9 protein-coding genes are annotated in these 11485 nt (G+C 67.5%); 2 read left to right on the forward strand and 7 right to left on the reverse strand.

Going from position 1 to position 11485, the window contains the following annotated elements; all coding sequences use genetic code 11:
• The first annotated feature begins 477 nt into the window (after positions 1-477).
• Positions 478-1977 carry a glycerol kinase GlpK gene (glpK, locus tag AB0B25_RS30960; RefSeq protein ID WP_357187082.1) on the forward strand — a complete coding sequence of 500 codons (1500 nt, stop codon included), beginning with the start codon at positions 478-480 and terminating at the stop codon, positions 1975-1977.
• Positions 1978-2017: 40 nt separating this feature from the next.
• Here glpK and AB0B25_RS30965 read toward each other — a convergent pair whose 3' ends face one another.
• From AB0B25_RS30965 to AB0B25_RS30980, 4 genes are all read right to left on the reverse strand, one after another.
• Positions 2018-3196, reverse strand: coding sequence for a PLP-dependent aminotransferase family protein (locus tag AB0B25_RS30965; RefSeq protein ID WP_357187084.1), 1179 nt, complete (start codon positions 3194-3196; stop codon positions 2018-2020).
• A 93-nt stretch (positions 3197-3289) separates the two neighbouring features.
• Complete coding sequence (locus AB0B25_RS30970; RefSeq protein ID WP_357187087.1) at positions 3290-4303, reverse strand: hypothetical protein; 1014 nt, start codon at positions 4301-4303, stop codon at positions 3290-3292.
• A gap of 74 nt (positions 4304-4377) precedes the next feature.
• Positions 4378-5391 (reverse strand): hypothetical protein, encoded by a 1014-nt coding sequence (locus tag AB0B25_RS30975; protein ID WP_357187089.1) that lies wholly within the window; start codon positions 5389-5391, stop codon positions 4378-4380.
• A 294-nt stretch (positions 5392-5685) separates the two neighbouring features.
• Entirely contained in the window at positions 5686-7089 is a 1404-nt protein-coding gene (locus AB0B25_RS30980; RefSeq protein ID WP_357187091.1) for an NAD(P)H-quinone dehydrogenase, read from the reverse strand.
• Positions 7090-7263: 174 nt separating this feature from the next.
• Here AB0B25_RS30980 and AB0B25_RS30985 point away from each other — a divergent pair, with 174 nt between their 5' ends.
• Complete coding sequence (locus tag AB0B25_RS30985) at positions 7264-7740, forward strand: gamma-glutamylcyclotransferase (protein ID WP_357187094.1); 477 nt, start codon at positions 7264-7266, stop codon at positions 7738-7740.
• Between the two features lie 85 nt (positions 7741-7825).
• On the opposite strand, the gene AB0B25_RS30990 is transcribed toward AB0B25_RS30985, so the two are convergent.
• The 3 genes from AB0B25_RS30990 to AB0B25_RS31000 form a co-directional block, all read right to left on the reverse strand.
• Positions 7826-8992 (reverse strand): amidohydrolase, encoded by a 1167-nt coding sequence (locus AB0B25_RS30990; protein WP_357187100.1) that lies wholly within the window; start codon positions 8990-8992, stop codon positions 7826-7828.
• Between the two features lie 92 nt (positions 8993-9084).
• Positions 9085-10281 (reverse strand): M20 family metallopeptidase, encoded by a 1197-nt coding sequence (locus AB0B25_RS30995; protein WP_357187104.1) that lies wholly within the window; start codon positions 10279-10281, stop codon positions 9085-9087.
• A gap of 141 nt (positions 10282-10422) precedes the next feature.
• A complete protein-coding gene (locus tag AB0B25_RS31000; RefSeq protein ID WP_357187097.1) occupies positions 10423-11127 on the reverse strand; it encodes an enoyl-CoA hydratase-related protein in 705 nt (234 codons plus the stop codon).
• Between the last annotated feature and the right edge of the window lie 358 nt (positions 11128-11485).

Here is an 11485-nt window from a genome sequence, read left to right on the forward strand (position 1 = left end):
TCAGGGATACCCACCGCCGGGTTGGATCCTGCTGGTCACCTCCTCGAGGCCCCGCATTCACCAATGAGTTCCCTGAGCCGACCCTGTCGCGACGCGCCGTTCCCGCGTCGCGGTGCGACGTCGTCGCTCCCACAAGGAGTGAGACTGATGACGACCCCGGATCGCGCAGCAGAGCACGGTGCTGCGCACTCCGTCGAATCAGGCGTCAACGGCTACAGATCAGCGCATCAGAGCCGACCACCCGCGGTCCGGAGTCACCCCCGCTCGGCTGGGCGTAGCTTCCCCGCTGATCCTGCCTGAACCGAGGACACGTTCTCTCGGAGCGAAGCCGGTCAGGACCCTGCACGCGCCGCCGTGGTGGGAAGAATTCGCTATTGCCGCCGTCAGCGCGACCTCCCCCGCTCGCAGCGTCGAAAGCGCTGCCCAGCAAGCACAGCTGTCGGACCCACACCGCATGAATTCAAGTAACCTGCACGAATGCGTCGCTATGTGGCCGCCATCGATCAGGGCACGACCTCGAGTCGGTGCATCGTCTTCGATCGGCAGGGGCGGGTCGAAGCCGTGGCCCAGCGCGAGCATGAGCAGATCTTCCCGCACCCGGGTTGGGTGGAGCACGATCCCGAAAAAATCTGGCGTAATACCGCACTCGTGCTCGGCGAGGCGTTGCAGCGCAAGGGGCTGACCGGCGACGACATCGCCGCGGTCGGGGTCACCAACCAGCGCGAGACCACAGTCGTGTGGGACCGCAAGACCGGCAAGCCGATTCACAACGCAATCGTCTGGCAGGACACTCGCACCGATCAGTTGTGTACCGAACTGGGTGGCGCGGTGGGGCCGACCCGCTACCAGGACCGTACCGGTCTACCACTGTCCACCTATTTCGCCGGGCCGAAGCTGCGCTGGATCCTGGATAATGTCGAGGGGGCGCGCGACCGCGCGGAAGCAGGCGAGTTATGTTTCGGCACGGTCGACAGTTGGGTGCTGTGGAATCTCACGGGCGAGCACATCACCGACGTGACCAATGCTTCCCGCACGATGCTGATGGATCTGCGTTCACTGCAGTGGGATTCGCGGATCTGCGCGGAGTTCGGCGTGCCGGAAGTGATGCTGCCGCGGATTCGCAGTTCCTCGGAGGTGTACGCGCAGATCAGCTCCGGCCCGTTGGCCGGGGTGCCCGTCGCGGGCATTCTCGGCGATCAGCAAGCCGCCACCTTCGGCCAGGCCTGTCTGTCGCCCGGCGAGGCCAAGAACACTTACGGCACCGGGAATTTCATGCTGCTGAACACCGGAACTACACCGGTGATCAGCAAACACGGCCTGCTCACCACGGTGTGCTACCGCCTGGGCGAGGCGGACGCCGTGTATGCCTTGGAGGGCTCCATCGCGGTCACCGGCTCACTGGTGCAGTGGTTCCGCGACAATCTCGGCATCATTTCCACCGCCGACGAGATCGAACCGCTGGCCCGCAGTGTCGCCGACAACGGTGGCGCCTATATCGTCCCGGCCTTTTCGGGGCTGTTCGCGCCGCGTTGGCGACGGGATGCGCGCGGCGTGATCGCGGGGCTCACCCGATTCGTCACCAAGGCGCACCTGGCACGGGCGGTGCTGGAATCCGCGGCGTTCCAGACCCGAGAGGTGGTCGACGCGATGCGTGCCGACGCCGAGTCCCAGCAACTCGACCTGGAGTTGACCACGTTGAAGGTGGACGGCGGCATGGTCGGCAACGACCTGCTCATGCAGTTCCAGTCCGATATCCTCGACGTTCCGGTGGTGCGTCCGGTGGTCAACGAAACCACGGCGTTGGGCGCCGCGTACGCCGCCGGTCTGGCGGTCGGCTTCTGGCCGAGCACCGACGATATTCGAGCCAACTGGGCTGCTGACCGAATCTGGCATCCCAGGATGTCGCCGCAGGACCGCGACCACCAGCTGGCCGCCTGGAACAAGGCCGTCGAACGCACCTACGGTTGGGTGGATTAGCGACGACACCGTGCCGTGTTCGGCTGCGGCGAGTAGGACGCTATCGCGCTACGGCGCGAGCCAAGCGATCAGCCGCCTCCTGCAGCGTCGCTGCTTCGGAGGTGGTGAAGCACAAGCGCATCGAGTTGCGGTGCGCGCCGGACACCGCGAAGGCCGCGCCGGGAACGTAGGCGACGCCGAATTCGACCGCGTGGGGCAGCAGGTCCACGGTGTCGGTGCCATCGGTGAAGTCGGCCCACACGAACATGCCGCCGGCGGCTTCGGTAGTCACCAGTCGGTCACCGAGGCGCTCGCGCAGGCGCCCGACCAGGACGCCCGCCCGCTCACCGTAGACCTGCCGGATCTTGTCCACATGCGCCACCAGCCAGTCCGTGTCCGCGAGCAGGTCGGCGGCGATCTGCTGAGTCAGAGCCGAACCACACAGGTCCGCGCCCTGCTTCAGCAGCTCCACGCCCCGGCACACCGCATTCGGTGCGATCATCCACCCGACCCGCAAAGTCGGCGCCAGCGTTTTCGACACACTCGACAGCCGGATCACGTTGGGCGAGTATGACGCAATCGGCTCCGGCGACGGCTGATCGAACCACAGCTCGCCGTAGGGATCATCTTCGATCACCCAGAATCCGTACCGGTCCGCGAGTGCGGCGAGTTCGCGGCGACGCCGCGGGCTCATGGTGACGCCCCGCGGATTGTGGAAATTGCTCACGGTGTGCACCAGCGCGGGGCAGTCCCCCCGGTCGAGTAGTTCGGCCAGCGCGTCGGTCCGCATACCCTCGGCGTCCAGCGGAACTGTCACGATCCGCGCGCCCACCGCGCGAAAGACTTGCAGCGCACCGACATACGCCGGATCCTCGACCACGACAAGTGCGCCCGGGTCCAGCAGCACCTCGGCAAGTAGCGACAGCGCCTGCTGCGAGCCATGCGTGACGAATACTTCTTCGAGCGGCACCGGTCGACCCAGGCGTGCCGACTCCCGTGCCGACAGTACGTCGCGCAGCGGTCCCCATCCCGCTGATTCGGTGTACTGCAGCCGCGCGCGATCCGCGAGCGCCGACTCCGCCGCCCGCGCGATCCGATCACGCGGCATGAGCTGTTGGTCGGGCAGTCCACCGGCCAGGCTGATCACGTCGGCACGGGCGGTCAGCTTCAACAGGTCGCGGATCGCGGAGCTTTTCAGGCCGTCGAGCCGCCGAGCCAGCGGTGGGGTGATCGGCGACATGAAACCTCCGAGGAACGCCGCGGTACGCGAGACCTCACTGTCGCATATCGCCGACCAGAATATGAAATTCAATTCTCAATATATGAGAAGGTGTCACCGTTCCCGGATGATGAAGACCAGTTTCTTGCCGTCCCGGTCGACGATGGTGACACTCTGTCGATACACGATCGTGGTGCCGTCCGGGCGGTGCTCGGTCAAGTCGACATCGAAGGAGTCCGGGCCCACCTCGGTGATGCGCACGCAATGCGTGGCTCCCGCCGGAATCTGCTCGTCGATCGCCTTCTGAATGACGGCGGCGGTGGAGAAATCCGCATCCGGCGCCACGAACGACCTGGCCCGTTCCCCGTTACGTGCCACGTAGAACGCGTTTTGGAACCCGAGAATGGCCCCGGGGCCGCTGGCGGTGTCGCCAGGGCCGTTGCCGACGGTCACCTTGCCTTCCTTGCTGGACGGGCAACTCAATGCCGCGGTCGTTCTTCCGCCTGCGCCGGGCGACGCGCTCTCGTCACCATTGTTTTCGGACACCGAGACGATCGTCACGGTCAACGCGATCAACACGATCAGCGCCGCCAGCGCGCCGAGCACGATCCGACGCTTCGAGGGGCCGGTCCGGCGGGTCGGCGCGGGCGTCGGGGGGACGCGCAGCGCGAGTCGCATGGCGATCGGGTCCTCGGCCCAGGACAGACCGGAGTCGGTGGACGACGGAGGCTTCGGCACACCCCCCTCGGCGGTCGGCTGGTTCCACCACGCGTCCTTTTCGCCGTCTCGGGTTGGTGTCGGTGAACGCACGGCAGCCGTAGCGGTCGAGTCGCCGTGGGCAGGCGGGGGCGGTACAGGTGGTGTGGACGGCCGATCCGAATGGTCGGTCGAATCCGGCGCCCGATACTGCGGCGGCGGCGCGGGCGTCGTCTCCGGCTCGGCGGCGGGTCGCCAGATCAGCTCGGGGTGGTCGGTCTGCTGTTCGGGCAGTGACCAGCGCGGGCCGGTGTCGGCGCCCGTCGGTGGGCCGAATTCGGAAATCGGTGGTCCGAATTCTCCCAGCGGCGGTCCGAACCCCGACCCGGACCGGTCGGGCTCGTTCTCCCTCGCATCACCCTCGGAGGTCACACCCAATCCTTTCCCCAGGACACACGTGTGGGGCGGTCGCGAACGACCGCCCCACCCGTCGAAATCAGCTCGTGTCAGTACTGGAGTGAACCACCCCATTGGGTGGTGACACCAGCCACTTCGATGGTCTGCGGTGCTATTTCGCCCGGCTGAAGCGGAAGCTTAACCTGCGCGGCGGCATCCAGCGCGGCGGCGCCGCCCGGCTGCTCACGAATCCAACCCTCCACCGCGGCCTTGGCCATGTTCAGCTGAGTGGTGTCGAACACCGCGGTGGTGTTGTTGTCGGCCAAGCCCTCGCCACCGGTGTAGGTGGTCAGCTTGATGGTGTTCTTGTCGACGAACTCCACCGAGACACCGGCCTCGCCCGCACCCGTCGGCGTGCGGTAGCCGATCGTGCCGACGTAACCCGCCTCGTTGCCGAAGTGGTGGGTGTTGGCCACGTAACCCGGCAGCAGCGTGCCGCCGTCGACGTTCGCGCCCAGCTCCGCGTGCGGACCTGTCATCTCCACGACCGGCGCGGGCGGAGCGGATTCCAGCCGCGGCGCCTGCCAGCGTGGCTGCACCGGCTTCGAGGACTCCGGCTGCTTCGCCTCGGCGTTCTGGTCGCCGGGGGTGTCGGGCTGCTGCGCGCCCGGCTGCTCCGGTTGCTGGGGGCCGCCCTGCTCCGGCGTGACCGCGGGCTGCGCCTCGCCCGGCTGCTGACCCGGGACCGGCAGCGGCGCGACGCGTGGTGAGGTCACGCCCGGCTGGGTCGGCGCGGACAGCTTCGGATCCCGCTTTTCCGGCATCACCTGGTTCGGGTCCGGAGTGGTGACGCCGGGCTGGCTCGGCGTCGGTGAGCTCTCCGGCTTCTCGGAACCCTGATTCGACTGGGGCGCATTCGGATCCGGCTTGGTGGTCTCCGGAGTGCTCGGCGACTCGTTCACGCCCGGCTGCGCCGGAGCCGGCGTCGGCGGAGTAGTCGGCTGATCGTTGGGAGCCGCCCCGGCCGGCGCTGCGAAGAGAGTGGCCACAGCGGCCGCAGTGGCCAGTGGCAACGAGGTGCTCGCCATCGCTCGCTGGGCTCGACTCGGCTTACGATGTTTCACTTTTCGCAATCCCTTCCCGGATGCGGACCGGGTTGTCCGCACTCAGTTGTCCCTGGGTGAGACGCCTGATCGTCGAACAAAGCCGAATCATGTGCTGTTCCGATTTGGAAAGGACTATCCCCCCACACCGAACCTCGCGACCGCCGTCCGATCGCATCTCTGTGGAGGAGTGAACCACATGTGCGCACGATGGGCAATGCGGCGAATAACCAAGGGTGGCAAGATCGCCCGGGCCCGCCGCCTGCCCGGTGTCCCAGCGGCCGGTGTCCGAGAACGGACACGGCACAGCACGCGTCAGTCCAGGTCGTCGTGCCGCATCAGCAGACGGGCCGCCTCGGTCACCGAACCGGTGAGCGAGGGATAGACCGAGAAGGTCTGCGCCAGATCGTTGACCGTCAGGTTATTCTGCACCGCAAGCGCGATCGGGAGGATCAACTCCGAGGCGATCGGCGCGACGACGACACCGCCGATCACCACGCCGGTCGCGGGGCGGCAGAAGATCTTGACGAAACCGCGTCGCAGCCCGGACATCTTGGCGCGCGGGTTGGTGTTCAACGGCAGCATCACCGTGCGCGCGGGCACCTCGCCGTTGTCGATGGCGGTTTGGCTGACCCCGACGGTCGCGATCTCGGGACGGGTGAACACCGCGGAGGCAACGGTCTTCAAGCGAATCGGACTGACACCCTCGCCGAGCGCGTGGTACATCGCGATACGTCCCTGCATCGCGGCCACCGAGGCCAGCGGCAACAGACCGGTGCAGTCGCCCGCGGCATAGATGCCCGGCACCGAGGTGCGTGACACCCGGTCCACCCGCAGATAACCGCCACTGTCGAGTTCGATACCGACCCGCTCCAGCCCGAGCCCCGCGGTGTTGGGCGTCGACCCGACGGTCATCAGTGCGTGCGAGCCGGACACCGTGCGGCCGTCGGACAACGTGACCACGACGCCCTCGGCGGTGCGCTGCACCGCGTCGGCACGCGCGTGTTTGACCAGTTCGACACCGCGCTCGGCGAGCGCGTCCTCGAGCACCAGCGCGGCATCGGCGTCCTCGCCGGGCAGGACACGGTCACGGCTGGATACCAGCTTCACCCGCACGCCCATCTCGGTATAGGCGGAGACGAACTCGGCGCCGGTGACACCGGAGCCGACCACCACCAGAGTCTCCGGCAGCTCGGCCAAGTCGTAGAGCTGGCGCCAGTTGAGGATGCGCTCACCGTCCGGCTCGGCGCCGGGCAGCACACGGGGGCTCGCGCCGGTCGCGATCAGCACCACCTCGGCCTCGATGGTCTGCTGCGCGCCGTCGGACAGCGTGGCGAGCACCCGGTGCGCGGCGAGCCCGCCGGCGCGATCGATCAGCTCGGCGGTCCCGGTCAGCACCGTCACCCCGACGGTCTGCAGTTTTGAGCGGATATCGGAGGACTGCGCCAATGCGAGCGCTTTCACGCGCGCGTTGACCTCGGACAGCTGCACCTGCGCCTGGTTCGGGTCGAGCGTGATGCCGAGATCGCGGGCGCGGCGCAGGTCGGTGCGCACACCGGTCGAGGCGATGAACGTCTTCGAAGGCACGCAGTCCCACAGCACGCACGCCCCACCGATGCCGTCGGAATCGATCAGCGTCACCGACGCCCCGTGCTGGGCCGCCACCAGTGCCGCCTCGTAACCGGCCGGTCCACCGCCGATGATCGCGATGCGGGTCATTGATACCTCCGCTAGAGCCTTGTGCCAGGATCTCCGGCACGCACTAGACGTTATCCGGCAACCGCCTCGCACTCCCGACCGCGTTACCGGTGGACTACCGTCGCGCTCCGCGCGCCGCGCCGCAGGTGCGGCAATCGAACGCAGTCTCCGAAGGTTATTGGCTACCCTTTGCTGGTGCCGATATACGCCGCTTATGGGTCCAACATGGACTCGACGCAGATGCTCGAGCGCTGTCCGCACTCCCCCATGTCCGGGACGGGCTGGTTGGAGGGCTGGCGGCTCACCTTCGCCGGTGACGATATCGGTTGGGAAGGGCCTCTCGCGACGGTCGTCGAGGAGCCGGGTTCTCGCGTGTTCGTCGTGCTCTACGACGTGTCCCCGGAGGACGAGCAGCGGTTGGATCGCTGGGAAGGCTCGGACTTCGGCATCCACAAGAAGATCCGCCTGCGCGTCACCCGCAACGCGGACGGCGCCGCGGAGCCAACGCTGGCCTGGCTGTATGTGCTCGACGCCTACGAGGGCGGCCTGCCGTCGGCCCGCTATATCGGTGTGATCGCTGACGCCGCCGAAAAAGCGGGTGCGCCAGAGGACTACGTCCACGCGCTGCGCACCCGCAACAGCCGTAATGTCGGACCGGGCAACTTCAGCTGACCGCGTTCGATCGGGTGACACCGGTGGCGTGACCGTCGCGCGGGCCGACCACGCCGTGCTGTGACCAATAACCTGTGACGGAAACTCAGCCCGCGTCGAGCACTATATTGCTCAACACCCGGATGCCGACCGCGAGTGCCCGCTCGTCGAGGTCGAAGGTCGGCTGGTGCAGATCCAACTGCTCGCCGTGTCCGGACCAGACGCCCAGACGTGCCATCGCGCCCGGCACCTCCTCCAAGTACCAGGAGAAGTCCTCACCGCCGCCGGACTGCATGGTGTCGGAAAGGGCATCCGGACCGAGTCGGCGGATCGCGTCCTCGAACATTCGGGTGGAATGCTCGTCGTTGACCACCGGCGGCACACCGCGCCGGTAGTTCAGCTGGTAACGCACACCCGTCGGCGCGAGCAGGCCGTCGACGATCTCGTGCACCATCGGTTCCAGCAGCGACCAAGTGGCGTGATCGCCGGTGCGGACGGTGCCGGTGAGCATTCCGGTCTGCGGAATCGCATTCGGCGCCTTACCCGCGCTCACCGCGCCCCAGACCATCACCGTGCTGGTGCGCGGGTCGATGCGGCGGCTGAGCAAACCGGGCAGACCCGTGATCACCGTGCCGATCGCATAGACCAAGTCGCTGGTCAGATGCGGGCGCGAAGTGTGACCGCCCGGGGAGTCGAGCACCAACTCGATGGTGTCGGCCGCCGAGGTGATCGCACCGACCCGGATGCCGACCCGGCCCACTTCCAGGCGGGGGTCGCAGTGCAGCGCGAAGATCCGCTCGACTCCCGCCATCGCACCGGTGGCGACCACGTCGATCGCACCGCCCGGCATCACCTCCTCGGCGGGCTGAAAGACCAGCCGGACACCGACCGGCAGCGCCGGCGCCTCGGCCAGCGCCAGCGCTGTGCCGAGCAGAATCGCGGTGTGCGCGTCGTGGCCGCACGCGTGCGAAACGCCGGGCACGGTGGACGCGAAGCTCAGTCCGGTGAATTCCTGCAGCGGGAGCGCGTCCATATCCGCGCGCAGACCGATCCGCGGTCCCTCCGGTCCGATGTCACAGATGAGGCCGGTACCACCGGGAAGCACGCGTGTCACCAGACCCGCCTTGGTCAGCCAGGTCGAAACGAACTCGGTGGTGGCGAACTCGGTGCGGGACAGCTCCGGATTGGCGTGGATGTGCCTGCGCCACTGGACCAGGTCGACCGCGTGCTCGGTCAGCCACGACTCGACCGCCGCCCGCCCGGCTCGCGCGATGTCCGACGAAGCGGGGTTCCCTGCGCTCTCCGTGCTGACGCAGGCCACCGCCTTCGGGCCCTTGGCCCGCGCCGCCGAACGGCCGGTAGTGCTCACCGAATGTCCTCCTGTCGTTGAACGAGCCGTTGCAACAACCTGTGTCTGTGTATGTCATCGCGGGCAACGCTGATTGCGGTACGCGCGAGCGCGAGCGCACCATCGAGGACCGCACGATCCGCCGAGGCATTGATGCTCGCCGCGGCAAAACCTGGCTGATGCGTCACAGCACCACCGGCATCGATGCCGATGACCGGGTGAATGCCCGGAATGACATTGGTGACGTTGCCCATGTCCGTGCTGCCCAGCGGCCGCTGCGCCTCGAGTTCCGGTGCGATCGGCACGCGTCCCAATCCGATGATCTGTTCGCGATACGCAAACAATAACTCCGGATCCGGGGTCAACTCGGTATAGGTCGGCGCGAGCGTTCGTACCTCGTGGGTGCAGCCGGTCGCCAGGGCGCCCGCCTCGAAACACGCCGACGCTCGTCGCATCAGATCATCGAGAGCTACCGAGTCGATCGCGCGAAAGTAATACAGCAGTTCCGCGCGTCCGGGCACGATGTTAGGGGCTACGCCACCCTCGCCGACTATACCGTGCAGTTGCTGGCCGGGCAGGAGGTGCTGGCGTAGCAATCCGAGGGCTACCTGCGCGACGGTGATCGCGTCGCCCGCGTTGCGGCCCAGTTCCGGAGCCGCGCTGGCGTGCGCCTCGCGACCGTGGAAGACCACCGACACGTCGGCCAATGCCAACGAGTGCGCACCGACGATGTCGAACGGACCCGGGTGCACCATCATCGCCATCGCGACGTCGTCGAACACTCCACGCTCCAGCATGAGCACCTTGCCACCGCCGCTCTCCTCGGCGGGGGTGCCGAGCACCAGCACGGTGAGGCCGAGTTCGTCGGCGACCTCGGCGAGGCCGAGCGCCGCGCCCACCGCCGTCGCCGCGATGATGTTGTGCCCACACGCATGCCCGATCTCGGGCAGCGCGTCGTACTCCGCACAGATCCCGACGGTCAGCGACCCGCTGCCGTAGCGCGCGCGGAACGCGGTGGGCAACTGGGCGACGCCGGCCTCGATCTCGAAGCCGCGCTCGGCGAGCGGGGCGAGGGTTTTGGCGACACTCCGGGTCTCCTCGAAGGCCAACTCCGGCTCGGCGTGGATCGCGTGCGAGAGCGCGATCAACTCCGCGGACGCTGCCCGGATGGCAGCGTCGCAGCCGCCGGCCACGTCATCGGCAGCCGTGCACATCGCGCGGTCGTCGAGGTGCGAGTCCTGGCGTCCGCTTCGCGGTGATGGCATGTGTCACAGTCTTGCATTGCCTAGGCACGCCGGCGCACTGCGCGCGGTCGGTCTACCCTCGCGGCGGCCGGCGCCGACGGCGAATTCCCGTCACTTCGGGTCGAACGCCAGGTTCTCCGGAGTGGTCGGCACCAGCAGACCGGCCAACGCCTTCGCGTGCAACGCGCGCTTGATCACCGGCAGATTCGGCTTGCGATTGCCCGCCAGTGCCGCGGCCCGTCCGATCGCGGTCGCGAGCAACGAAGGGGCATCGGCCTTGTCGTCGACGATGCCTGCCGCGATCGCCTCATCGGCCGGATAGCGGTGGCCGGTGGTCATCGCCTGCACGCAGACCTGATTGGACAACCGCTCGGTGAGCAGGGCGTTCATGCCGGCGGTGAACGGCATGCCGAGGTGGACCTCGGGCAAGCAGTAGAAGCCGCGGTCAGCGCGCATCACCCGGAAGTCGTGCGAGGTCGCCAACATAGCGCCCGCACCGAACGCGTGGCCGTTGATCGCGGCGACGGTCGGCAGCGGGAAGCCGAGCAGGCGGGTATAGAGCGAGTGCACCCGGTCCAGATAGCTGTGCGTCGCGTTCAGGTTGCCGGACAGCCAGTCGGTGTCCAGACCGTTGCTGTAGAACTTTCCGCTCGCCGTCGTCACCAGCGCGGCAGGCCCTTCGGAACTCTCGACCTGATCCAGCAGCGCGTGGAACTCGTCGATCCAGTCCGGGTGAAAGCGGTTCTCACCGTCGGTCTGCCCCTCGTTGCCGAGGTAGACGACGAACACTTCCCCTTCACGTTCCAAATACGGCATGCGTGCAGCGTATCGGGCGTGCGCCAACAACCCTACTCACGGGTAGAACTCGGGCACTCGCTCCGCCCGAGCCTCTCCGTCAATGTTCGCCCGCGCCGTAGCGACCAGATCACCAAAGGAGTCGGCCCTCACCCGACACCGCAGATGCACTTTGTTTCCGCATCATCGCGCCTCGCCTGAAAAGCGACGCACACCACCCCCAACCACCCCACAAACCACAAACCACCCAACCCAGCACCCTCGACCCCCGTCGAGTGCGAGTCTTACGAGCACCGTTCGCGGCCCGGCTCGCGTCCCAGCGGCCGAAGCGCCCGCGCCGCAGGCGCAAGTCTCGGCCGCTGCCGAACTGGAACCGTTG

It is taken from the genome of Nocardia sp. NPDC049190 (assembly GCF_040648115.1).
Classification (GTDB): domain Bacteria; phylum Actinomycetota; class Actinomycetes; order Mycobacteriales; family Mycobacteriaceae; genus Nocardia.

Excerpts from the sequence above, each read along its gene's own strand:
- AB0B25_RS30980 (WP_357187091.1), bottom strand. The coding sequence starts at position 7,089 with ATGACCCGCATCGCGATCATCGGCGGTGGACCGGCCGGTTACGAGGCG.
- AB0B25_RS30965 (WP_357187084.1), bottom strand. The coding sequence starts at position 3,196 with ATGTCGCCGATCACCCCACCGCTGGCTCGGCGGCTCGACGGCCTGAAA.
- glpK (WP_357187082.1), top strand. The coding sequence starts at position 478 with ATGCGTCGCTATGTGGCCGCCATCGATCAGGGCACGACCTCGAGTCGG.
- AB0B25_RS30995 (WP_357187104.1), bottom strand. The coding sequence starts at position 10,281 with ATGTGCACGGCTGCCGATGACGTGGCCGGCGGCTGCGACGCTGCCATC.
- AB0B25_RS31000 (WP_357187097.1), bottom strand. The coding sequence starts at position 11,127 with ATGCCGTATTTGGAACGTGAAGGGGAAGTGTTCGTCGTCTACCTCGGC.